Annotated in this window: 21 protein-coding genes; 16 read left to right on the top strand and 5 right to left on the bottom strand. The window is 43.9% G+C overall.

Annotated features, from left to right (window positions below; translation table 11 throughout):
• Positions 1-88: 88 nt before the first annotated feature.
• From preA to RCG24_RS05340, 11 genes are all read left to right on the top strand, one after another.
• Entirely contained in the window at positions 89-1375 is a 1287-nt protein-coding gene (preA, locus tag RCG24_RS05290) for an NAD-dependent dihydropyrimidine dehydrogenase subunit PreA (RefSeq protein ID WP_202651687.1), read from the top strand.
• A 23-nt stretch (positions 1376-1398) separates the two neighbouring features.
• Positions 1399-2817, top strand: a complete 1419-nt coding sequence (gene hydA, locus RCG24_RS05295; RefSeq protein ID WP_202651365.1) for a dihydropyrimidinase — start codon at positions 1399-1401, stop codon at positions 2815-2817.
• Between the two features lie 126 nt (positions 2818-2943).
• Positions 2944-4419, top strand: a complete 1476-nt coding sequence (locus tag RCG24_RS05300; protein ID WP_202651363.1) for an NCS1 family transporter — start codon at positions 2944-2946, stop codon at positions 4417-4419.
• Between the two features lie 33 nt (positions 4420-4452).
• Positions 4453-4674 (top strand): hypothetical protein, encoded by a 222-nt coding sequence (locus RCG24_RS05305; protein ID WP_202651361.1) that lies wholly within the window; start codon positions 4453-4455, stop codon positions 4672-4674.
• 69 nt (positions 4675-4743) lie between these two features.
• A complete protein-coding gene (locus RCG24_RS05310; protein ID WP_202651359.1) occupies positions 4744-6372 on the top strand; it encodes a PucR family transcriptional regulator in 1629 nt (542 codons plus the stop codon).
• A 117-nt stretch (positions 6373-6489) separates the two neighbouring features.
• Positions 6490-7953, top strand: coding sequence for a CoA-acylating methylmalonate-semialdehyde dehydrogenase (locus RCG24_RS05315; protein WP_202651357.1), 1464 nt, complete (start codon positions 6490-6492; stop codon positions 7951-7953).
• A gap of 71 nt (positions 7954-8024) precedes the next feature.
• Positions 8025-9380: an aspartate aminotransferase family protein gene (locus RCG24_RS05320; RefSeq protein ID WP_202651355.1), complete on the top strand. Its 1356-nt coding sequence runs from the start codon at positions 8025-8027 to the stop codon at positions 9378-9380.
• A 419-nt stretch (positions 9381-9799) separates the two neighbouring features.
• The gene (gene proB, locus RCG24_RS05325; protein ID WP_202651353.1) at positions 9800-10912 is read left to right on the top strand and encodes a glutamate 5-kinase; all 1113 of its coding nucleotides are present in this window, start codon (positions 9800-9802) and stop codon (positions 10910-10912) included.
• Between the two features lie 4 nt (positions 10913-10916).
• Positions 10917-12158 carry a glutamate-5-semialdehyde dehydrogenase gene (locus tag RCG24_RS05330; protein ID WP_202651351.1) on the top strand — a complete coding sequence of 414 codons (1242 nt, stop codon included), beginning with the start codon at positions 10917-10919 and terminating at the stop codon, positions 12156-12158.
• Between the two features lie 130 nt (positions 12159-12288).
• Entirely contained in the window at positions 12289-12534 is a 246-nt protein-coding gene (locus tag RCG24_RS05335) for a hypothetical protein (RefSeq protein WP_308078507.1), read from the top strand.
• Positions 12535-12701: 167 nt separating this feature from the next.
• Complete coding sequence (locus tag RCG24_RS05340) at positions 12702-13643, top strand: MBL fold metallo-hydrolase (RefSeq protein ID WP_308078508.1); 942 nt, start codon at positions 12702-12704, stop codon at positions 13641-13643.
• Positions 13644-13680: 37 nt separating this feature from the next.
• Here RCG24_RS05340 and RCG24_RS05345 read toward each other — a convergent pair whose 3' ends face one another.
• The 4 genes from RCG24_RS05345 to RCG24_RS05360 all read right to left on the bottom strand — a co-directional run bounded on the left by RCG24_RS05345 (position 13681) and on the right by RCG24_RS05360 (position 17986).
• Complete coding sequence (locus RCG24_RS05345; RefSeq protein WP_308078509.1) at positions 13681-14043, bottom strand: hypothetical protein; 363 nt, start codon at positions 14041-14043, stop codon at positions 13681-13683.
• A 188-nt stretch (positions 14044-14231) separates the two neighbouring features.
• Complete coding sequence (locus RCG24_RS05350; protein ID WP_308078510.1) at positions 14232-14393, bottom strand: hypothetical protein; 162 nt, start codon at positions 14391-14393, stop codon at positions 14232-14234.
• A 582-nt stretch (positions 14394-14975) separates the two neighbouring features.
• Positions 14976-16394, bottom strand: coding sequence for a LysM peptidoglycan-binding domain-containing protein (locus RCG24_RS05355; RefSeq protein ID WP_308078511.1), 1419 nt, complete (start codon positions 16392-16394; stop codon positions 14976-14978).
• Between the two features lie 65 nt (positions 16395-16459).
• Entirely contained in the window at positions 16460-17986 is a 1527-nt protein-coding gene (locus RCG24_RS05360) for a glycosyltransferase family 2 protein (RefSeq protein ID WP_308078512.1), read from the bottom strand.
• 175 nt (positions 17987-18161) lie between these two features.
• On the opposite strand from RCG24_RS05360, the gene RCG24_RS05365 reads away from it, so the two are divergent.
• The 5 genes from RCG24_RS05365 to RCG24_RS05385 are packed head-to-tail and all read left to right on the top strand — an operon-like array spanning position 18162 to position 23110.
• Complete coding sequence (locus RCG24_RS05365; protein ID WP_308078513.1) at positions 18162-19091, top strand: hypothetical protein; 930 nt, start codon at positions 18162-18164, stop codon at positions 19089-19091.
• A gap of 4 nt (positions 19092-19095) precedes the next feature.
• A complete protein-coding gene (locus RCG24_RS05370; RefSeq protein WP_308078514.1) occupies positions 19096-19755 on the top strand; it encodes a DUF4129 domain-containing protein in 660 nt (219 codons plus the stop codon).
• Positions 19742-20875 carry a DUF4350 domain-containing protein gene (locus tag RCG24_RS05375; protein ID WP_308078515.1) on the top strand — a complete coding sequence of 378 codons (1134 nt, stop codon included), beginning with the start codon at positions 19742-19744 and terminating at the stop codon, positions 20873-20875. Before RCG24_RS05370 ends, RCG24_RS05375 begins: the two co-directional genes overlap by 14 nt.
• Complete coding sequence (locus tag RCG24_RS05380) at positions 20872-21801, top strand: AAA family ATPase (protein ID WP_202651333.1); 930 nt, start codon at positions 20872-20874, stop codon at positions 21799-21801. Before RCG24_RS05375 ends, RCG24_RS05380 begins: the two co-directional genes overlap by 4 nt.
• Complete coding sequence (locus RCG24_RS05385; protein ID WP_308078516.1) at positions 21752-23110, top strand: DUF58 domain-containing protein; 1359 nt, start codon at positions 21752-21754, stop codon at positions 23108-23110. Before RCG24_RS05380 ends, RCG24_RS05385 begins: the two co-directional genes overlap by 50 nt.
• Here RCG24_RS05385 and RCG24_RS05390 read toward each other — a convergent pair.
• Positions 23061-24062, bottom strand: a complete 1002-nt coding sequence (locus tag RCG24_RS05390; protein WP_308078517.1) for a stage II sporulation protein M — start codon at positions 24060-24062, stop codon at positions 23061-23063. The two genes, RCG24_RS05385 and RCG24_RS05390, sit on opposite strands and share 50 nt — an antisense overlap.
• Between the last annotated feature and the right edge of the window lie 83 nt (positions 24063-24145).

The following is a 24145-nucleotide window of genomic DNA, read 5'->3' on the forward strand; positions in this document are numbered from 1 at the left end:
TATGAGAGTTGGCGGGTAAAACTTAAAAACAGACGGGTAAAACTCAAATTTCGACGGGTAAAATCTGAAAAGTGAAGGGGGAAACATGATGGCTGATTTACGCATTAATCTTGCCGGGATTAAGTCTCCTAATCCATTTTGGCTCGCATCAGCGCCTCCAACGAACTCCGGCTATCAGGTGCAACGGGCGTTTGAGGCGGGCTGGGGCGGAGCAGTATGGAAAACGCTTGGCGACCCAATCCTGAATGTCACCTCACGATTTGCAGCAATCCATTTTAACGGCCGGCGAGTTGCCGGTTTTAACAATATTGAACTGATCACCGATAGGCCGTTAGATGTCAACCTCAAAGAAATCTATGAAACAAAAAAGAAATTCCCCAACCATGCAGTTATCGCGTCTCTGATGGTGGAGCCGAAACAGGAAAAATGGCATGAAATTGTAAAAAGAGTGGAGGATGTCGGGGTAGACGGGTTGGAACTAAACTTCGGCTGTCCGCATGGTATGGCCGAACGGGGCATGGGTTCAGCCTCCGGGCAGGTGCCGGCACTCGTAGAAAAGCAAACCTATTGGGTGAAGGAAGTGGCGAAAACACCGGTCATAGTCAAATTAACGCCCAATATTACCGATATCACGGCGACAGCAGAGGCAGCAGCAAACGGTGGTGCTGATGCCATTAGTATGATTAACACGATTAATAGTTTAATGGGCGTCGATCTTGACACGTGGAATACAATTCCCCATGTAGCTGGGAAGGGTGCACATGGCGGTTACTGTGGTCCAGCGGTGAAGCCCATTGCCCTCAATATGGTTGCGGAATGTGCCAGACATCCCAATATCAATGTGCCCATTTCCGGGATCGGCGGAATCTCCAATTGGCAGGATGCCGTTGAGTTCATGCTGATGGGGGCAACAGGGGTACAGGTCTGTACGGCTGCGATGCACCATGGCTTCCGCATTGTCGAGGATATGATTGAGGGGCTGGATCACTACCTTGATAGCAAAGGCATTGCTGCTGTTTCCGACATTATCGGAAAGTCGGTACCGAAATATTCTGACTGGGGCGATTTGGATCTGAATTATAATATCGTTGCCAGAATCAATACCGAAGTCTGCATTAATTGCAATAAATGCCATATTGCCTGTGAGGATACCTCCCATCAATGTATCGAGAGGCTGACAGATGGATCCGGAAAGAGCTATTTGAAGGTAAGGGAAGAGGATTGTGTCGGCTGTAATTTATGTTCGATTGTCTGCCCGGTAGAAGGCGCGATTGACATGATTGAAGTACCGCGAGAACTTGCGCCAATGACTTGGAATGAACGTCAAGCGGCATTAAATGCCGCTGTGGAATGCCAAGCAGATGTGACGAAGTAACTTTTTCAAGGAGGAATGGATCGATGAAAAAAATCGTTAAAAACGGTACGATCGTAACCGCAGCAGATACCTTTCAAGGTGAAATTTTAATTGAGGGTGGAAAAATCACCCAGGTTGGCACAAACCTTAATGCCATCGGGGCAGAGATTATCGATGCCAAGGGGTGCCTTGTTTTTCCGGGCGGGATTGATCCGCATACTCACCTTGATATGCCATTTGGCGGAACTGTCACGAAAGATGACTTTGAAACAGGAACCGTTGCTGCCGCCTTTGGCGGGACGACAACCATCATTGATTTTTGCTTAACGAATAAGGGGGAACCGCTGAAAAACGCGATCCAAACCTGGCATGAAAAATCACGGGATAAAGCAGTCATCGATTACGGCTTCCATTTGATGATTTCGGAAATTAATCAGGATGTCTTAAACGAGCTACCTCAAGTCATTGCTGAGGAAGGGATTACCTCCTTTAAAGTATTTATGGCCTACAAACATGTTTTTCAGGCTGATGATGAAACGTTATTCCGCACACTGGTAACAGCAAAGGATCTCGGTGCTTTAGTTATGGTCCATGCGGAAAATGGTGATGTGATTGATTATTTAACGAAAAAAGCATTGGCGGAAGGGAATACCGCCCCGATTTATCATGCATTGACAAGACCCGCGGAACTGGAAGGAGAAGCGACCGGACGCGCGGCTAGGTTTGCCGGGCTTGCCGGGTCACAGCTTTATGTTGTCCATGTATCCTGTGCCGAAGCAGTTAAACAAATTGCCGAGGCTCGCAGTAAAGGCTTTGACGTCTGGGGCGAAACTTGTCCGCAATATTTGGTGCTTGACCAAAGCTATTTGGAAAAGCCAAATTTCGAGGGTGCTAAATATGTATGGTCGCCGCCGCTCCGTGAAAAATGGAACCAGGATGTCCTATGGAATGCTTTGAAAAGCGGCCAGCTGCAAACGCTTGGCTCTGATCAATGCTCGTTTGATTTTAATGGACAAAAGGACTTAGGCCGAGATGATTTCACGAAAATCCCGAACGGCGGTCCAATCATTGAAGATCGTTTATCCATCTTGTTCTCTGAGGGGGTGAAGAAGGGGCGGATTAGTTTAAACCAATTTGTCGATTTAACCTCTACCCGTGCTGCTAAACTATTCGGATTGTTCCCGAAAAAAGGCACAATTGCTGTTGGTACAGATGCCGACTTGGTTATTTTTGACCCAAATGTGGAACGAGTCCTATCGGCGGAAACCCATCATATGGCCGTTGATTACAATGCTTTTGAAGGGTTGAAAGTGACTGGTGAACCAGTCTCTGTATTAGTTCGCGGCGAATATGTTGTCCGCGATAAACAATTTGTCGGAAAGCCTGGTTCGGGTCAATATTTGAAGAGAGCGAAATACAGCCGAAATACGCAAATCAGCCAAAACGAAACATTATCAATCTAGTGAATCAGTTGCTCTTCATTATTGAACCACTCCGGCAATTGCTTGAACCACAAGCAATTGCTTCTTTTAAACTTTAGTACCATCGGTTATCAAGAATGTTAAATTAAACCGAAATGGAGTGTTCATATGAAAAAAAGCCACTTAAAATCCCCTGACCTGCTGCCGATCACGCAAGAGAACCGGAATATTACAAAACTGGGCTTCTCGTTTATGTGGGTTGGGATGGCCGTTGTTCTTGCAGCGTTTGCGATTGGCGGTTCTGGAGTGATGAGTTTATCCCTGCCTATGGTTATTTTGGCAACCGTGATTGGATGTCTGGCGATTGGTTTCTTCATTTCGCTGATCGCCGATATTGGGATTGAGCATGGGTTATCGTTTCCCGTCTACATGAGGGCTCCGTTTGGAACGATTGGCACCCATATTCCATCAGTAACTCGAGGTGTTACGGCCTCGATGTGGTTTGGGATTAACACGTATTTTGGTGCAACGGCAATGAACGGCATTTTGGATATTTTATTTGACTATAACAATTGGTTTGTTTGCTTTATTCTATTTGCCATTGTCCAATTGGTCAATACTGCATTAGGAATTAAATCAATCGAACGGTTCGCTGACCTGGCTGCACCTATTATTATCATTATCTCGTTATGGATGTTTTCCTCATTATCAGATAAGGCTGAAGCGGCTGGAAGGAATCTTTGGACCTGGGCAGAACACCCGGTGACAGGCGGCGCCGCGTTTACCGCGTTTATGGTTGTTGTGTTCGCCAACATGGGCTTTTGGGCAACTTTGAGTGCGGATATTCCGACGATTTCCCGGTTTATTCAAGCACCCGCCTATGAAAAGAACTGGTTTAAACGAAATAAAAATTCGCTATTGGGAAATATGGTGGCGATGCCGATTACCGAAACATTTATGATTATTATCGGCGCAGCTTCTTATATTGCGGTTTTAAACTATGACCCCGTTGTAGCATTGACAGAGTCAGCAGGCGGTTTTATTCTGGTCGTCCTGTTAGTGATGATTATTCTTGCCCAATGGTCCACGAATACTGCCGCGAATGTCGTACCAGCGGCAACTATTTTCTCTAATGTTGGCGGACCCAAGTTTCCGTTTTGGGCTGGAGTGATTACCGCAGGGATTGTCGGAACCGTTGTCCAGCCATGGAAGTTATTTGGCATCATTATTCCGGTTTTGCTTTTTGTCGGTGGTATTTTATCCGCGATTGTCGGGATCCTGTTTGCCGATTATTATTTACTGAGAAAAAGACGGGTAAATGTGCCCGATTTGTATGAGGATCATGGACAGTTTAGATACCTTGGTGGCGTAAATATGGCTGGTATCATTGCCTGGATTATCGGCGGGGCCGCTTCTTATTTTGTACCAGAATATGGCTTTGTTGTTGGGTTTATAGTCGGAGTAGTTATTTACTACTTTCTTGCAAAATATTGGTGGTTTAAAAAATATCCACAGGCAGAAATAGAAGACCCAAGTGATGAAAAATATTTAGGAATATCTGTTGGCCGAGATTGGATTATTGAGGAAGAAACAGCTATTCAACCAGCTGCCAACAAACTAGCAGATAACTTGGATTTAAATTGATGGAGATTTAGCAAAGAGCGGGGGATGGTCTAAATGTCTGAGTATCAGCAATTTTTAGCGGAACGGGATCAAATTGATTTTCTCATTCAAAAAGGTTTTCAAATCAGTCAGGTGAAAGAACATTTAGACGGGGCGACCGTTGAGTTTGTTCATCCAAAGGAAAATATTACGGAAACCCTCTTGATTGGAAACGCCAATGCCAGAAAATACTTTTCCAGTCTCTTAATCAAGCAAAAGCAAAGGAGAAATGGATGAAGCTAGGGAAAGGATTGGTCGTGGAGCCAATCCTTTTTTAGCAATCGATTTTTTCAAGGAGTGCAATGGATGAAAGATCAATTTCAGTTCAAAGTTTCAGATATTGTTAAACGAAAGCATTTTGAAAAAGCGATGATCCTTGCTGGTCATGAAGGCATCAACCGCATGGTCAAGTGGGTGCATATTGTCGAAGCAACGAGCATTCGCAATCTTCTCAAGGGACATGAGCTCATTTTATCAACCGGGATTGCCTGGAAGGAAGATAAGGAACTGTTTATTTCGTTAGTGGAGGAATTGATCCAACAAAATGCAGCAGGGTTATGCATTGAAATTGACACCTATATATCCGAAATTCCTCAAGAGGTCATCGCACTTGCAAATGAACATCAATTTCCAATTATCCTTTTCCCGGAGGAAGTCCCATTTGTTGAGATTACCCAGGATATTCATACTGACATCATCAATCAGCAGTACCAAAAGATTTCTAATTTGGAAAATTACTCACAGCGGTTGAACAAGCGGCTCTTATCCGTTGAAACGTATGAAGATATTTTACAATTTATCTTCTCGGCATTAGATATGCAAATTGTCTTTTTCCCGAAAAATCAACAGCCTGTGTTTGTACCGGAAAATTCTCCTGAGGAAAATCAAATCATTCTACAAGAAATCGAGGCTGCAAAACAAGAGCCTAACAGCTATATTGCCTCTGCGCCGATTTTCCTGTTTGGACAGGAATTTGCTGAGTTATCTGTTTATTCCAAAGAAATTCCCATCAGCGAATATAATTTATTAATCTTGGACCGGACAGCGACTGCGCTGGCACAGCATTTATTAAGAGATTTGTATGTCGAAGAAAAAAAGCGTGTTGAGGAATTTGAGTGGCTGCAAGGCTGGCTGGAGGGTGATTATTCAGCAGCCGAAATTCAAAATTATTTATGGGACAACAGAAATAAGCTGCGAACCAATGATGGAGTGGTACTGATTACAAAGTTGGTGCACACAGCAGAAAAACCGTTGAGTGACATCACCTATTTTAAACTATTAATCCGCTCTGTTTTCGAACAAAACGGCTTTTCTGTTTTTTCCGTCGAAAAACGAAATGAAATAATCCTCATTTTATTAAACCATCGCGGCAGTAAAAATCTCAAAAATCGGATTAAAAAAGCAATTGAATCGATTCTTGGCTCAGAATTCATCAAGAAACAGACCTCAGCGCAATTTCTCATCGCTGCCGGAAAAGTGGTTGAGCCCCTTACGGAGATTCATCGGAGTTATCAGACGGCAAAGGAGACACTCCGGATTCAACAAAAAATGACAAACAGGCAGACCTTTCAATTTTATGAAGATCTGCATCTCTATCGGCTGATTTCGCAAATGAGCAGCCAAACGGATTTGCAGGAACTGCTTTCCGAATACCTACAGCCAGTCATCCAATATGATTTACAATACAATGCCAAGCTGTTTGAAACCTTAAAGGTGTACTTGGAATGTAACGGCTCCAAGCAAGAAACGGCAAACAGGCTGTTTATTGTCAGACAAACGTTGTATCACCGCTTACAAAAACTAGAAAACCTGTTAGGAGCGGATTTCATGGAGCATGAAAAACGGGTGGCGATTGAATTTATGCTGCTTGTCCATGAATATTTGTATGCCTCTCAGCCGGGCACAGGACTTGACGCCCATTCTTCCATTCGTTAAGCTGTTCAATTCGTGGAAAAAATGAATCGAGCGATTTGACAGAATGTCTAATGAAAGCGGTATAAGGTTTAGTGATAATGAAGATATAAGCGAAATTTAACAAAGGGGGATGAGAAAATGAGCGTAACAAAGAACGATACAGCGATTTTAAAAAACTTTATTAATGGTGAGTGGGTCGATTCCACCAGTGAAAAAACTTTGGATGTCCCAAATCCGGCAACGAATCAACTGTTAACCAAGGTGCCAGTATCGTCGAAAGAAGACGTGGATCTCGCGGTAGCGGCCGCCAAGGAAGCGTTCCAAAAGTGGAAAAACGTACCTGTTCCGAAAAGAGCACGAATCCTCTTCAAATACCATACATTGATTAGCGAAAACCACGAAGAATTGGCCCGCATGATTGTTCAGGAAAATGGCAAGGCCTACAAAGAAGCATATGGCGAGGTCCAGCGCGGGATTGAATGCATTGAATTCGCCTGTGGTGCCCCAACGTTAATGATGGGCGAAACCCTCTCGGGGATCGCCGAGGATATCGATTCGGAAATGTTCCGCTACCCGGTGGGAGTTGTTGGCGGCATTACTCCGTTCAACTTTCCGATGATGGTGCCGTTATGGATGTTCCCGCTCGCGGTTGCCTGCGGAAATACGTTTGTGCTGAAGCCTTCGGAGCGGACGCCGATTTTGGCCAATCGTTTAGCGGAACTGTTCACGGAGGCAGGGGCGCCAAAAGGGGTCTTAAATGTCGTCCATGGCGCCTATGATGTTGTGAATGGATTGCTGGAGCATAAGGATATTGCCGCGATTTCGTTTGTCGGTTCGCAGCCAGTGGCGAAATATGTATATGAACGTGCTGCTGCTGCCGGCAAACGGGTGCAGGCACTATCCGGGGCCAAAAATCATCATATTGTCATGCCGGATGCCAATTTGGAAAAGGCGGTTCAGCATATCATCAGTTCTACCTTCGGAAGTGCCGGTCAGCGCTGTATGGCCTGCAGTGCCGTTGTCATTGTCGGCGACAATCAACGGTTTGTTGCCGAGCTAAAGAAACAAGCTGATGAATTAGTAATCGGCAACGGCATGGATGATGAGGTGTTGTTAACGCCGGTCATTCGCAAAGAACATCGCGAAAAAGTGCTGGGCTATATCGAAAAAGGAATTGCCGAGGGAGCTGACTTAATCCGTGACGGCCGGCGCGAGATGAGTGATCACCCGGAAGGAAATTTCCTTGGCGCCACGATTTTTGACCACGTAACACCGGAAATGACCATTGCCAAGGAGGAAATTTTTGCTCCGGTATTAAGTTTATTGCGCGCCGACAGCTTGGATGAGGGGCTGGATTATATCCGCAAGTCAAGGTATGGGAATGGCGCGACGATTTACACCAATGATGCCAAAGCCATCCGCAAGTTCCGTGAAGAAGCGGACGCCGGGATGCTGGGGATCAATGTTGGGGTTCCGGCAACCATGGCCTTCTTCCCGTTCTCCGGCTGGAAGGATTCCTTCTATGGTGACATGCATGTCAACGGCAAGGATGGCTTGAATTTTTATACCCGGAAGAAAATGATTACTTCCAGGTTTGAATAAGAAATGTAAAAGCTTACGGATTGTGACAGCTATAAGCAGGAGCTGTCAGTAAAAAATAGGAGGGAATGTTGATGGTACAGACAGACCGCTTTCAAGAGACGTTGCTGGAAAAGGATGACCAATATGTTTGGCATGCGATGCGGCCTCATAGCCCAAAGGCTTCCATTGTTGCGGAAAAGGCAGAGGGTTCGTGGGTTACAGACGTTGATGGCAGGCGCTATTTGGATGCCATGGCAGGGCTCTGGTGCGTCAATATCGGCTATGGCAGGACGGAATTGGCGGATGCCGCATATGAACAATTAAAACAAATGGCCTATTTTCCTTTATCCCAAAGCCATGTACCAGCAATAAAACTGGCTGAAAAATTGAACCAGATGCTTGAAGACGAATATGTTATTTTTTATTCCAACAGCGGTTCCGAAGCCAATGAAACCGCCTTTAAAATCGCCCGGCAATATCATCAGCAACGGGGTGAACATAATCGCTACAAAATTGTTTCCCGCTACCGTGCTTACCATGGCAACTCCATGGGAGCTTTAGCAGCAACCGGCCAGGCTCAGAGAAAATTCAAATATGAGCCGCTTGCCCCTGGGTTTATCCATGTTTCACCGCCAGATTCCTATCGGGATGATACAAATGTTGCCGACCCGAGGGAATTGGCCTCTGTCAAAGAAATTGACCAGACGATGACGTGGGAACTGAGTGAAACCATTGCGACGATGATCATGGAGCCGATTATTACCGGCGGCGGGGTGATTGTCCCGCCGGAAGGGTATATGAAAGCAGCGAAGGAAGTGTGTGAGAAGCATGGCGCTCTGCTGATTGTGGATGAAGTGATCTGTGGTTTTGGCCGGACAGGCAAACCATTTGGATTCATGAACTACGGGGTTAAGCCAGATATTATCACGATGGCAAAAGGGATCACCAGTGCCTATCTGCCGCTGTCGGCTACGGCAGTCCGCAAAGAAATTTATGAGGCATTTAAAGGTTCCGAGGAATATGATTATTTCCGGCATGTCAATACATTTGGCGGCAATCCTGCGGCTTGTGCAGTGGCGCTGAAAAATCTTGAGTTAATGGAAAAAGAAAACTTATTTGAGCGTTCGCGGGAATTGGGAGAAAAACTAATCAACGATTTGCAAAACAAGCTTCAAGATCACCCATATGTGGGCAATGTTCGTGGCAAAGGTTTGTTGGTCGGCATTGAATTAGTGAAGGATAAGGCGTCAAAAGAGCCGTTAGCGGTTGGTCTGGTTAACCAGGTAATCGCCAGCTGCAAGGAAAACGGGGTGATTATAGGCAAAAACGGAGCAACAGTGGCCGGTTATAATAACGTCCTTACGTTAGCACCGCCATTAAGTATCGAAGAAAAGGATTTGAACTTTTTGGTTAATACGCTGACGGAGGCATTGAATAAAATTAAATAGGCTGAAGAGACTCGAGCGTGTTCTTGGCGCTCGGGTTTTTGAATCGGTTAAAAAGCAAATATTTACAGCTAAACGATTGCTTTTTTAATTTTCGAAAAATTATATTGACAATTTAGCCATTTCTAAGGATAATCAAAGAAAATAAAAATCTGGAAATGGTTAGGGACTAGTAAATCAAGGGAACGTGCCAGAGAGTGAAACCCGGTGGCTGAAAGGTTTCTCACGGAAAGCTGATTGAACCTGCCCTAAGAAATCTGCTTATGCCAACATAAGCCGGTTAAAGACCCACGTTACGGGATTAAAGCGGGTGCCTGACACCAGGCATCAAAAAAGGTGGTACCGCGGAAACGATTTTTCCGTCCTTTGTTATAGGACAGAAGAGTCGTTTTTTTTATTTTTTCAAAAAGAGGGTTTGAGGAATGAGGAAACAACTGGTGGTCGTGAAAATTGGCAGCAGTTCACTGACAAATAGCTGTGGAACGATATCTGAAGAAAGAATCAAGGATCATGTAGCAGCAATTTCTTATCTTAAGCAGCAGGGGCATGATGTTATCCTGATTTCATCAGGTGCCGTTGCCGCCGGCTTTCATGCCCTTGGATATCCAGCCAGACCGAAGACAGTTGCCGGTAAGCAGGCTGCGGCGGCTGTCGGCCAAGGGTTATTAATGCAGCATTATAACCAGCTTTTTCAACAATATCACATCGTGCCAGCGCAAATATTGTTGACTCGGGAGGATTTTTACAGCCAGACCAGGTTTCAAAATTTATATTCAGCGATGACTGAATTGCTCCACCGAGGGATGGTGCCGATTATCAATGAAAATGATTCTGTTTCTTTAGAGGAATTAACCTTTGGCGACAACGATATGTTGTCAGCGCTTGTCAGCGGGTTTTTACATGCCAATGCCTTAATTATTTTGACAGATGTCAATGGACTGTACGATGGAAACCCAAAAGAGTCGAAGGAGGCCAAGAAATATCATTTCATTCCTGAGGTTTCAGAGCAGCTTCTTGGATTGGCCGATGAAAATGGCTCAGCAGTTGGCACCGGCGGAATGAAATCGAAACTATTGGCCGCAAAGAAGGCTTTATCACTTGGGGTCAGTGTTTTTGTTGGGACCGGAGCAGGCAAGGAAAAACTGGTCGACATTTTAGCTGGCAAAGGGGATGGAACTTATATCGGCGGTCCTTTCCAGTCACAGATGCAAATGCGAAAACAGTGGATTGCCTTCCATTCTCAAGTTGGCGGGATCATTGAAATTGATGAAGGTGCCGAGCAAGCAATAATTCAAAAAGGGAAAAGCCTGCTTCCGGTTGGGGTGACAAATGTGATAGGTGACTTTAATGCTTTAGACGTGGTGGAGGTTCGCAATCAAAAAGGGAAAATCATTGGCAAGGGACAGATTTATTTTTCTGCAAAGGATTTGGTCAGGGTCAAGGGGCTGTCAAGTACTGAAACAAAGCGTTTTTCGATCAATAAAAAAGCAGAGGTCATCCATCGCGATAACTGGGTGAGCTTATGGGAGGGGTAATGTGATGAGTGAATTATTAGAAAAAGCAGGAAAGCTAAAAGCAGCTTCAAAAAAACTGGCCATGCTTTCGACATGGGAAAAAAATGCCGCTTTGGCTTATATGGCTGACAAAATAGCCAATGAAAAAGAATGGATCTTACGTGAAAATGAAAAAGATATGAAAGAAGGCAAAGAAAAAGGGCTGTCAGCCTCTCTTTTGGATCGGCTGCTGTTGACAAGTGACCGGATTAATCAAATGGTTGAAGGTATCCATCAGGTTGTGGCATTGGAAGATCCAATTGGAGAAGTGCTGGAAGCATGGGAGCGTCCAAATGGCTTGTATATTCAAACTGTCCGCGTTCCATTAGGTGTGATTGGCATGGTTTATGAAGCCCGGCCGAATGTAACCGTTGATGCCGCCAGCCTCTGCTTAAAGGCAGGAAATGCAGTGCTGCTCAGAGGCAGTACTTCAGCACTTCATTCTAATAAAGCGCTCGTTGCGATTATGCATGCCGCTTTAGCAGAAACGGCAATTCCCGAAGATGCGGTACAGTTGCTTGAGGATACGAGCAGGGAAACGGCTTCGCAAATGTTTCGGCTGAACCAATTTTTAGATGTATTGATTCCGCGCGGCGGTGCAGGGTTGATTCAAACAGTGGTTCAAAATGCGACAGTTCCCGTGTTGGAAACCGGGGTGGGAAACTGCCATATTTTCATTGATCAATCGGCTGTTGAAAATATGGCCATGGAGATCGCAGTTAATGCCAAGCTGCAGCGTCCATCTGTATGTAACGCGATGGAAACACTGCTGATTCATAAGGAGTGGCCGTATGTTCGCGAGCTTCTTGAAACCCTGCAGGAAAAAGGGGTTGAACTTCGCGGCGATAAGCAATTGGCAGCAGCTTATGAGTTCGTAAATGAGGCCGGGGAAGAGGATTGGTCGCGAGAATATTTAGCGCCGATTTTGGCGGTAAGGCTTGTCGATGACTTAGCGGAGGCAATTGACCATATTGACCGCTATGGAACGAGACATTCGGAAGCAATTATTAGTGAAACAGCTGAAAATGTCCGGTTATTTTTCCAGGCCGTGGATGCCGCGGTGTTGTATCATAATGCCTCCACCCGCTTTACTGATGGTGAACAGTTTGGCTATGGGGCAGAAATCGGCATCAGTACACAAAAGCTGCATGCCCGCGGACCGATGGGACTGAAAGCGATCACTACAACAAAAGCGATTGTCCAAGGAAATGGCCAGATCCGCGGATAAAACTCCTTCAATTTGAAGGGGTTTTTTAATTTTCAGACAGTATGGTGAATGGGCTGGATTTGAAAATTGAAGTATGTTTTTAAATAAACGGGGAATACTGTTTGGAAAAACGAACGAAAGGAGAGACGGAATGTCTATTGAAGCAGGGACAAAGTTTCAAATTTCGCAAAACATTCAAGGCTATTTTAACGCGGCCGAATCGATGACGGTCATTACCAATAACGGGACCACGGTACAATTCACTCTTGGAGATGGTAAAGGGCACGGAGCAATGCCGCTCGACCATTTTCATTATTTACTAAAAAAATCAAACCTAACTATTATTCCAAATAAACGAACCATAATAAATGGCGAAAGCGAAGAGCAAATCAGCTAAATGAACAACGGGGCTTCCGGAACAAATTCGAGGGAAGTCCTATTGTTATGGTGTTCCTGGTGTCGTCGCGAGGTTATTTTTATTTATTTTTTGAAAGCATTATGGCATGATAGTAATAGATTGATAATTTAGAAAAATTGATTGAGTCACGGAAGGAGCTCGGTAGTTTGTTAGAGGATATTGGAGTCACTCAAGTTACAATCCCCTTACCTTTTCGCTTAAATCACGTGAATTGTTTTTTTGCAGAAGGTTCCAAGGGCTGGATCATTATTGATACGGGTTTAAATAATCAGGTTTCAAGGGAAATCTGGAAACCTTATATCGACAAATATGACATTTCGACCATCATTCTTACTCATCTACATCCCGACCATTATGGCTATGGTGGGACATTACAGCAGCTAACGAATGCAGATGTATGGATGACGAAGATAGATGATGAAGCCGCCAGAATATTTTGGGAGCCGGAATCGCTTAAGAAGGTCAAGGATCATTATCATACATGCGGACTGCCGGAAAATGTCGCAGTTGAACTGACCAACGATGAGGGGAGCTTTAATCCCCGGGTAAAACCATACCCAAAGGTGGGACGCCATCTTGAAGAGGGCTCAAAACTGGTATTTGGAAAAAATGAATATGAGGTGATTTTTACACCCGGTCATTCTGATGGATTAATATGTTTGTATAACAAAGCGAACAGCATCCTGTTTTCAACCGACCATATTTTGCCGAAAATCACTCCGAATATTTCCTATTGGTTTCGCGGGAATCCCAATCCATTAGAGGCGTTCTTCGAATCTTTAGGAAAAATTGAATCATTAGAGGCGGAATATGTGATTCCCTCTCACGGAAAACCGTTTCAAAATGCCAATAAGAGAATTACCGAATTAATCTCCCACCATCATGATCGTCTGAATGAAGTGTATGATTACATCCAATCTCCAGCGACGATCTATCAAGTCTGCAAGCAACTGTTTACAAGGCCGTTAACAACCCATGAAACCCGCTTTGCAATAGGAGAAACGATCGCCCATCTGGAGTATTTGTATTACAACAACCAGTGTAAGAAAAGCTTTGAAAATGGCATTTGGTATTATGAGGCAATTTAACAAATTCCCAACCGGAAAAGGTTGGGAATTTGTTTTACTATTCAGGGCTCGTACCTGCAAATACTCCATTAATGAAAACATAAACTAAAACGTTTCCTTGGTTGTTTGTAAATTTTGCCCCAACCATTGTCACTCCTTCAGCAGGAATAACAACTTCCACTTCGTTTGCCCCATTCCAGGTATAGCCATTCTGTTTTGCTTCCTTCTTCACTGCTTTAAAGGCATCACTGCTGATCAATTTTGCGACAATTTTGTTTCGTTCAACCCCTTGAAGTGGAATGAGATCGTGACAGCCACAATCATCACTTGACTCTTCGGCTGCTTTTACCGGGTTGCCGGACCAAGCAAATAATGAGAAGGCAATAATACCCCCACATAATAAAGTTAAAAATTTCCGCATCCTTTTCCCTCCCGAATTAAAAAACTCTATTATTTGATTCTATTTTCTTCGACAATTTCCTGCAATAAAACTTGAAAAACATGTGGCAAATTCCAAAATTGGCGCAGGCAGACAAAATTGCCAGCTTTCCTAATGACCAGATTCATAGTGAAATTTTTACAAAAAAATAACCCGACATATTTGCCAGGCTATCGTTGCAGTGCAGTATAATAGTTGATAGTGTCGTTTTTTAGCTCATTAAAAATCACGGCGGTCAAACCAGCATTCCCTGGGGCATCAAGGCCGGTTTCCCATAACATCATTCCGCCGCCAAAGCCATGCTCAAGCGCAAGCCTTGTCTTTTCCTTCAATATAAACCTTTCTAAAGGGTGACGAACAATATTAAGAGATAACTAGGGGAGACTGTCCCTCATAAGGGAGATGAAGGACAAAACACCAAGTAAACAAGAGCGAACTGTCCTTCATAAGCACGATGAAGGACAAAACACCAGGTAAACAAGAGCGAACTGTCCTTCATAAGCACGATGAAGGACAAAACACTAGGTAAACAAGAGCGAACTGTCCTTCATAAGCACGATGAAGGACAAAACACCAGGTAAACAAGAGCGAACTGTCCTTCATAAGCACGATGAAGGACAAAACACCAGGTAAACAAGAGCGAACTGTCCTTCATAAGCACGATGAAGGACAAAACACTAGGTAAACAAGAGCGAACTGTCTTTCATAAGCACGATGAAGGACAAAACACCAAGTAAACAAGAGCGAACTGTCCTTCATAAGCACGATGAAGGACAAAACACTAGGTAAACAAGAGCGAACTGTCTTTCATAAGCACGATGAAGGACAAAACATCAGAAAAATGCAGGAGAACTGTCCTTCATACCGGTGATGAAGGACAAAACTGCAAACAAACGAAGGAGAACTGTCTTTCATCAAGTCAATTTCTTTATTGTAAAATTATCCTCCAGCAGCGTCCAGTTTTGCGGGTATGGATAACCGAGAACCCAGTAGCTGACACCGCGCAATTTATATTCCTTAATTAGATCAAATTTGGCTTGGGCACTTCGAGCATCTTCAAACCAGACTTCGTGACTGCGTCCCTGTTCATCGGTATATCGGAAATAAGGTGCTGCCGCGACCGGATCATATTGGATTGTGGCGCCATACTTTAGCGCCCGGTTTACCGCTTCTTGTGGACTATAGGTTTCCGCCTCCTGTCCTTGTACATGAGGAACAAGCCAATCTCTGGCGTACAATTGGAAACCCATCAGAATTTTTTCGCGGGGAATCACGGAAACGGCATAATCGAGAACACGACGGATTTCATTGATCGGTGAAACTGCCCGCGGCGGTCCTAAGCGGTAGCCCCATTCGTAAGTCATCAGAACCACGAAATCAGCAATCCTGCCGTGAGCGGGATAATCATGGGCTTCGTACAATAACCCTTTTTGCTCGCCACTAATTTTTGGGGCTAAGGAGGTTGAGACAAAAAATCCTTCCTGATGAAGCCTGTTTACGGTCCACTGCAGAAATTGATTGTACAATTCGCGGTCCGCTGGCAGAACATTTTCAAAATCGATATTAAGACCGCGATAACCTTTTGTCCGCATGATCGTCAAAATATTTTCCAATAGTTTTTCACGGTTCTGTTCACTCGAAAGCACGCTATGGGCAATGTTTTCACCGGCTTTAGTCGCTGTAAAGTTGGTAATCGACATCATTGGCGCGGCCCCTTTACTTCGGCCGGCTTGAATGGCGTCTGAATCATTTTCCATGTATAGAACAAGCGAGCCATCTGGTTGTATCACATAAGCAAATGGGGCAATATACGTCAAGTGTTCCGCGACTTCCCCAACAATCTGAAGAGCCTGCTGGCCGGAATGGTAGGTAAAAGCGTTGCTTTCAATCACCGGCTTACTCCGTGGAATCACCAGCACTGTGCCCGGATATAACTGATTGGGATTCTGGATTTTGTTGGTTTTGATGATCGCATTGATGGTCGTTCCATAATGCTGGGCAATCATCCACAATGTTTCTCCTTGAGCAATCGTATGCGAAATTGCCGGAATTCGTAAAACCGTCCCAGGATAAATTAGCGCCGGATTGGTAAGTTGATTGGCCCGAATAATCGCCTCAACCGTCGTACCATATCGCTGGGCAACGGACCATAAAGCTTCTCCTGATTTAACGGTATGAAAGACGTCCAATGTTGGGACCACCAATGCCTGGCCCACTGCCAACTGACTTGGATTTGTTAGACCGTTCACTTCAATAATATTTCCGAACATTACCTGGTAACGATTGGCGATTTGCCATAATGTTTCACCGCGCTGGACAACATGGATAACCATTATGAAACCTCCCCCCAAAATATCACGATACGTTAAAATATGTAGGGGGAGGCTGTTTTGTGTATTTACTCCTGTTGCTTTTCAATTTTTAAACCAATATTCCCATAAACAGTTTGGAAAAAAGTAAATTGATGCTGGTTCATCAGGTGCCGTACTCGATCACTGGCGGGTTTTCGAATATTAATTTTCAGATAATCCCGGTATCTTAAAAAAATCGAATAAGTGGAGGGGGGAAGGCTGGTTAATAGCACCAAATCAATCTCAACTGTCACATTTCCATTACCATCTGCCACCACCGGGAAGGAAATTTCGTTCAAGGCGTTTTTGGTATCACGAATTAGAACATCTGACAATGAATTTAGATAATCCCCGAATACCGAGAATGTGAGCCGATATGTATCTTGGAAAAAACCGTCATCGAGAAAGATGGCATGCATCGGTACTCGAATATGAGTATCATCGTTAAAAATCATATAGGGCAGACCGTCTTTTATCGTGACTTCCTTTACCTTTTCCTTCTGGTTCCAAGCAATCAGGTTTTCTAAATCGCGATATTTTTTGTTACGAAAAAGCTGATAAACGGTCTTATTCAGCGGCTGCAGAAATTCCTCAGAAAACTCATAATCTAATTGTTTTGTGGTTTTTAATACCTGCTTTAGCTTATAGTAATAGACAGGCTTCAGCTTCGTTTTTTGAAAATGCGGGGTGGAGAAAAACCGGGAAATCGAGTCAAATTCATATAACCGGTTTAGCATCATTTTTTGTTTATTTTTCTCCCAATTATTATTCATTACATGATGGATGACTTTTAAATTGCAATTTGCTTTTTGGATAATGTTGGTTTGATTTGTCAGCCTTGTTTCTTGATTATCGCTTCGATTCAAAAAATAGATCGGTTTCGTCGTCGTTGAAATCTTGGTACTGTGGGCCAAGACTTCCATAAAAAATTGTTTGTCCTCAGCAAATTTCATTTCCGGAAACAGAATTTGATTGTCCCTAACGATGTCAGCTCTCATCATTTTTGCTCTTGGACCTAAATGATGAAAAACATGAGGAATGGAGGAAGGACAAACACTGCGTCGCTCTTTGCAGGATTCATGTTCCCCGATAATCGTATTTCCATTCGCTTTCACTTGGATTGTCTTCCCAACCGCATAGTCATCACCGGTGTCTTCCAGGATGGCTGCCAAAGTTTCAAGACCTTTTGGTTCCAGCCAGTCATCGGCATCCAAAAAGGTGATATACTTTCCGATTGCTAGCTCCATTCCGATATTTCGAGGTCTGCCGGGTGTGCCGCTGTTTTTTTCTAAAAAGACAACAATGATGTTTGGAAATCTAGAGGAATAGTCTAATAAAATATCTCGGGATGAATCGTTTGAACCGTCATCGATCAGTAGGTATTCGATATTGTCTAGTCCGAGTGATTGAACGGTTACCGAATCAATTGTTTTTCTTAAATATTTTTCCGCATTAAATACCGGAGTAATGACGGAAACCAGTTTTGGCTGGCGATTATTAATTGGTTGACCAGCTGCGATGGTATATCCTGTATGGCTGCTTTTTGGTAATTTTAAGATTCGCTTTCTCATCATTTTTTCGATCCACTCTCCGTACCCATTTTCATTCTATTCTTCGACTAATTTTTCAATTTTTATGCGAAATCATTTAAGGTAGTTAATTTTATGTTTTTTCCAAAATTCCCACAATCGGTAATCTAAAAATGATAAAATAATAATTGTGACTATTTTTTCTTAAGGGGGAGAAGCGTTGGATTCTAAATTTACAAAACCAAAAGGATTTGGGGAAATACTCGATCACACCTTTAGTTTGAGTAAAGAAAAGTTTAAGGATTTTTTCACCATTCTTCTTATATTTTATGGACCGATTTATTTGGTGGATGCGATCATTCAATTAGCTTCAGGGACCAACTTCTTTCGGGAAGTCGGCAGTGGCAATACCTGGTATGAGCAAATTTTAACGGGCTTTACGGAATCAGGAACGATTGATTCCAGCAGTCTGGGCGCTGATTTGGGTCTCATTTTAATTGGGCTGGTTACGTTGATTTTCGGACCTGTGGCAGAAGCAGCCATTCTTTTTGGGATTGATCATATTCGTAAAAATGAAGAATTTACCATCAAAGCAGTCATAAAGCAAGCATTTTCACGCTTTTGGCCGATGCTTGGCAGCAGTATTTTATATGGACTGATTATTTTGGGGATCATTCTCGTGCCGATTCTAGCTGTGGCATTCACCGGTGTCTTCGGCTCTATGGCCGCTAATCCGGTTGTCGGTGTGCTGCTGGCAATCGTGTTGTTTTTCGGTTTTGGCGTGTTGATTGTTTATTTATTAACGCGCTGGAGTTTTTATTTTGGTTCGGTGGTACTTGACCGTCAGTCTCCCGGGTTTGGCAGAAGCTGGTTGCTAACCAAAGGACGGACCTGGGTGTTAATCGGACTCTACATTGTTTTTTATTTGATCATTTCGATTATTAGTTTTGCCGTTGAAGCAACCCTTGGGCTGGCTTTGGGAAATAGTGTTCTGCTGTCAATGATCTCAAATCTGGTAACATTGTTTACGACGATGATTTTTTCAATCGGTTATGGTGTGATGTATTTAGATTTAAAAACACGTCATGATGGCGATGACTTAAAGGAATTAATCGATGAATATAATAATCCGCCAATATTAAATAACTAAGGTGATGACCATGCTTGATGCCCATAAGGCACGGGATGAGCTGAAAGAGATATTAAATCAAAAAGAGTATCGTGTATATCACGAATCAAAAGGAATCATTGAGACCTGGTGGGAAAAAGCAAAACAGTGGATTCTTGAGAAATTGGCAAGTATATTTCCGTCAGTCCAGGTTTCCGACAGTGCGGCCGGATCGGTATTAATCATCGTTATGGTCATAGTTCTCCTTCTTTTAGCCTTGTCTGCCTTTCTTCTAATTCGGAACCATAAACGGAATCGCATGCTCCGAAAGCAAAAACCGCTGCAATCGCAGCAAGAGATCAATTGGACCTATAGGCAGCATATTCTGGAAGCCGAAAGACTGGAAGCTTTGGGCAACTTCACACAATCCACGCGTCACTTGTTCTTGGCGCTTCTGCTGTTCTTCCATGACAAGGGCTGGCTCGAGGCAAGAATTTGGAAAACAAACTGGGAGTACTATGAGGAACTTAGAAAAGTAGAGCAAAGAAAGGCACAGCAGTTTTTCAAGCTTGCCCGGTTTTTTGATGAAGTTACCTATGGTGAGCGGAAAGTGAACAGTGAGGAATACCGGCAGTTCCATCAGGATGTCATGAAGGAACTGACAGAAGAGGAGCTTGGAGGAGGGGTAAACGTTGAAAAAGGCTAGAAAAGGGTGGCTAGGGCTGGCTTTTTTACTGGTTGCCTTTAGTGTGATTAGTTATTACGCCTTTTCACCTCAGCCGCGATTCTATCCAAGCTATGTCTCGAATTCTCCTTCTCCGACCGGGGTAAAGGGATTGTATACATACTTGAGTAAAGAAATGAACGTAAATCGCTGGAACCATGCTCCTAAATTTTTACCAAAGGCCTCTGAAAAGCAATTGCTTGTGATCGTCGAGCCGATGAACAATCCTGATTCAGAAGAAATGAAGCAGTATATCGATTTTATCAAAGCGGGTAACACCGTGCTGCTATTGGAAGATAATCCAAAAGGAATGTTTGATGTTCAAACGGTACCAGCTGCTGACGAAGACAATAAGGGTGACCAAGTTTTTAAGGTCTACGATTCCAGTAACCAAGTCTATAAGGCGAAAATCGATTCCTATGTTCGCCTTGAAGCAAACCATGATGATAACATACTGCTTCATGATGATTTAGGAACGGTCGCTTTAAGGCAAACATTGGGCAAGGGACAATTGATTGTGGCCGTCACGCCTGAATGGATGACGAACGGAAATATTTTAACCAATGACAATTTGCCGCTTGTCATCAGTCTACTGAATACCAGCGGTGCCAAATCGATTCTGTTTGATGAGTATCTACATGGAGACGTGACCGCTTCATCAGCGTTATCCGTTTATCCACAGTGGTTTTTGTTGCTGCTGTTTCAAGGAATTGTGCTGTTAATCCTCTGGCTATGGCACCAAGGAAAACGGTTTGGACCCGTGTTCACGCCACGGGAGGATTCTGTTCGTTTTAGTGATGAAGGATTACGGGCGATGGCTGCGTGGCTCCTTCGCGGTCAACGGTATCATGATTCCATCGTGATTCAGGCCGATTATTTGAAACTATTGCTGCAAGAACGCTGGCAAATTCCCTATAGTCGCGAATGGCAGGATCTCTCAAGCAGTTTGGAGCGCAAGTGGCATGGGATAAAACCGGCAGAAATTCGGTCATTCCTGCAGGGATTAACAGCCATACTTGAAAAAGGGACGCTTAATAAACAGGAATATTTACTTTGGTCAGGACGCCTTGACCAATTGCGGAAAGAGGTGGAACAAGGATGAGACAAGAGCTTACATCCTTATTAGAATCGTATGAAAACAGAATTCTCGGACAAAATTTGAACTTGCGGCTGCTTTTATCAGCGGTGCTGGCAGGGGGGCACGTTCTGCTTGAAGGCGTTCCCGGCACCGGCAAAACACAAATGGTACGAACGCTCGCTGGACTCCTTGGCGGCAGTTTCAACCGGATTCAATTCACCCCGGATCTGCTGCCAAGCGATATTACCGGGAGTATGATTTACAATATGAAAGAGGGTAGCTTTGAGACTTTAAAGGGCCCTATTTTTACCAATATATTACTGGCTGATGAAATCAACCGTACACCGGCAAAAACACAGGCTGCGCTGTTGGAGGCAATGGAAGAAAAGCAGGTAACGATTCAGGGGGAAACGTACCCACTTCCTGAAGTGTTTTTTGTTGTGGCTACGCAAAACCCAATCGAATTTGAGGGCACCTATCCACTGCCAGAGGCACAGCAGGACCGCTTCCTATTTAAATTGTACATTGATTTCCCAACTTTTGAGGAAGAAAAACGGGTACTCAAACAAGTGATTGAAAATCAATTTGTTGTCCATTCGATTCAAGAAGTATTGGATTTACCCACTTTTATCGAGATTGCTAAAGAAGTGAATGAAGTCACTGTCGGGGAAAATGTCCTTGACTATACGATGAAAATCGTCCGCAAAACGCGGGAAACGGAGGCAATCAGATTTGGCGCCAGTACCAGGGCCGGGATTTCCATTGGAAAAGCCGCACAGGCGTGGGCCTATCTTGCCGGAAGAGATTATGTGACCCCGGATGATATTAAAATGGTTGCCAAACCGGCATTACGGCACCGGATCCAATTATCTCCGCATATAGAATTGGAGGGAGCAACCGTTGACCAAATTATTGAAGAGCTTGTGGGCTCGGTTCCTGTTCCAAGATAAAGGGATCCTTCCGACGAAACGATTATTATTCGTTTATGTTATCCTTACTGCCGCCCTGGCGATAGCGACGGTAGGAGGGTTGTCATGGTGGTATGTGCTGACAATTAATATTGTTGTTTTTCTCGTAAGCCTGGCCGATTTATTTTTCTCACCGAAAAAATCACAGCTCAAGTTTAACAGGATAGTGCCGGAGGAAATGGAACGAGGGTTAAGCTATGCCGTCACGATTAAGGTAGATAACTCCTCTGCTTACACTGTTTCTTACCGGTTCATCGATAGTCTGCCCCAGTCCTTCGTTCGCCCGTTTCCTGTCCGGGGAACGATTGCCAAGGATTCGTTGGTGAAAATTGACTATGACACCACCGCTGCTGACCGCGGAAAATATGAAGTAAATAAGCTGTATTTCCGCTATCGCAGCCTATTTGGACTATGGGAGAAACAAACAACGGTGGAATTACCACAGACGGTCAAGGTGATTCCTGACTTAACCGAAACGAGGCAGTATTTAGAAAACGCCCAGAAATTTTTATTGTATGAAGGCTTGAAGATTCGTAAACAACTAAGCGGCGTTGGTGAATTCGCCAAAATCCGCAGCTATGTCGTCGGCGACGACCCGCGCAAAATTAACTGGCGGCAAACAGCGAAGCTAAGGGAAGTTATGACGAATGAATATGAGCCAGAGCACGGGAAGTTCATTACGATTTTAATTGATTGCGGCCGGATGATGGGGGCCGAGCTAAAAAAGGGAAATCGCTTGGAAAAAGCAATGGAAGCAGCGATGACAGTTGCTGCTGCAGCACTGCAAAAAGGGGATTACGTTTCTGTTATTGCCTTTTCGAAAGAAATCAAAGTATTTGTTCCAGCGGCCAAAGGGATGGCCCATTTGCAGACAATTTTGCAAGCGATTTACCATGTCCAGGTGGATGCGGCCGAATCCAATTATGCTGCCGTGTTTCAATACCTGGAAATGGTCCAGAAGAAGCGCAGCCTGTTGTTATTATTCAGCGATGTTCGAACATTTTTATACGAGGAATCCGCCCTTGTTTATTTAAAACGGCTTAGGTCACGCCATTTATTTTTCTTGATTGGGGTAGAGGATCAGACGCTGGTGAAACATTCAAAGGCTCCCCCAACGGATATTCAAGCGGCGATGGTAAAGAGTATTGCCCAGCAGCAGCTGTTGTTTAAAAAGCGGGAAAAGAATAAATGGGAGCGTCAGGGCCTGCAAATGATTGAGGCCCCGGAGGAAAAATTGGCGGTCACCGCTGTTTCTCACTATATTGAGATGATGAATCAGAATTTGTTGTAGCTTTGGCGAACTTGAGCTTTCCAATAATCATATATAAAATTAAACCTATGACTGTTAGCAAAGCGACGATGTACTTTGCTTCAAGCGAAATGTCCGCCGGTGTAATGAAGCCTTCAATAATCCCAGCAATAATGAAGAGTGGAATGGTCCCGAGCAGCAGCTGAACCGAGCGTTTGGCCTGCTGCTTTAATTGATAGCCTCTTGAATACAGACCCGGAACAAACAGCCTATAGCCCATTAACAAACCGGCCCCTCCGGCAATAAAGATGGCCGTCAGTTCAATCATCCCATGGGGAACGATATAGGCCCAAAAATCATAGGACTTATCATGATGCCAGAACAAAGCGGCCAGTGCTCCAATGATGATGCCGTTATACACTAGTAAATAGACCGTCAAAATTCCAAATGTAATTCCTCCGGCAAAAGCCAGCATTGCAACCTGAATATTATTTGTCATAATACTTGCTGACATCAGAGAAGAATCAACAGCTCCGGCATTGCTGCCGAGTCTTTCCGGGTCAACTCCCTGAGCGATATTTGCCGGCAGGATCGAATAAATATGGAGCGGATCATTCATGACGGCAAGGAAGCTGCCAAGCGCGCCAATGAGAAATAAAAGCATCGCAGCGACGACAAATTTCCATTGCTCCAGTAATAGGCCAATAAATTTTGTACTGAAAAAATAACGAATTTGTTTAAAGCTTGAGACCTGATCTTTATATAACAAATTATGCGCTTTTGAAACCAGTCCATTTAAATATTGGGTCACTTCTTCGTGTTGAAAATAGGTTTGACTGTATGAAAGATTCTGGGCAGCTTTTTGGTAAAGCCGATAGTATTTCGTCATATTGTCACCGCTAATCACCTTTTTGCCTTTATTTAAAGAGGTCACTAACTGTTCCAGCTGTTTCCAGTCTTCCCGATGCTGCTTGATAAATTGTTTAACGTCCATGATTACACCTTCCCGGAGTTTACATTCTATTCCTTATTATAGTAACATTGTAGAAAAATAGGAACATCTATTGAAAAAAACAT

This window comes from Neobacillus sp. OS1-32 (assembly GCF_030915425.1).
GTDB classification, from domain to species: Bacteria; Bacillota; Bacilli; order Bacillales; family Cytobacillaceae; genus Neobacillus; species Neobacillus paridis.

Coding starts and splice junctions, on each gene's coding strand:
- RCG24_RS05315 (WP_202651357.1), top strand. CDS start 6,490: ATGAGCGTAACAAAGAACGATACAGCGATTTTAAAAAACTTTATTAAT.
- RCG24_RS05345 (WP_308078509.1), bottom strand. CDS start 14,043: ATGCGGAAATTTTTAACTTTATTATGTGGGGGTATTATTGCCTTCTCA.
- preA (WP_202651687.1), top strand. CDS start 89: ATGGCTGATTTACGCATTAATCTTGCCGGGATTAAGTCTCCTAATCCA.
- RCG24_RS05300 (WP_202651363.1), top strand. CDS start 2,944: ATGAAAAAAAGCCACTTAAAATCCCCTGACCTGCTGCCGATCACGCAA.
- RCG24_RS05380 (WP_202651333.1), top strand. CDS start 20,872: ATGAGACAAGAGCTTACATCCTTATTAGAATCGTATGAAAACAGAATT.
- RCG24_RS05360 (WP_308078512.1), bottom strand. CDS start 17,986: ATGATGAGAAAGCGAATCTTAAAATTACCAAAAAGCAGCCATACAGGA.
- RCG24_RS05330 (WP_202651351.1), top strand. CDS start 10,917: ATGAGTGAATTATTAGAAAAAGCAGGAAAGCTAAAAGCAGCTTCAAAA.
- RCG24_RS05305 (WP_202651361.1), top strand. CDS start 4,453: ATGTCTGAGTATCAGCAATTTTTAGCGGAACGGGATCAAATTGATTTT.
- proB (WP_202651353.1), top strand. CDS start 9,800: ATGAGGAAACAACTGGTGGTCGTGAAAATTGGCAGCAGTTCACTGACA.
- hydA (WP_202651365.1), top strand. CDS start 1,399: ATGAAAAAAATCGTTAAAAACGGTACGATCGTAACCGCAGCAGATACC.
- RCG24_RS05320 (WP_202651355.1), top strand. CDS start 8,025: ATGGTACAGACAGACCGCTTTCAAGAGACGTTGCTGGAAAAGGATGAC.
- RCG24_RS05390 (WP_308078517.1), bottom strand. CDS start 24,062: ATGGACGTTAAACAATTTATCAAGCAGCATCGGGAAGACTGGAAACAG.
- RCG24_RS05310 (WP_202651359.1), top strand. CDS start 4,744: ATGAAAGATCAATTTCAGTTCAAAGTTTCAGATATTGTTAAACGAAAG.
- RCG24_RS05355 (WP_308078511.1), bottom strand. CDS start 16,394: ATGGTTATCCATGTTGTCCAGCGCGGTGAAACATTATGGCAAATCGCC.
- RCG24_RS05370 (WP_308078514.1), top strand. CDS start 19,096: ATGACCATGCTTGATGCCCATAAGGCACGGGATGAGCTGAAAGAGATA.
- RCG24_RS05335 (WP_308078507.1), top strand. CDS start 12,289: ATGTCTATTGAAGCAGGGACAAAGTTTCAAATTTCGCAAAACATTCAA.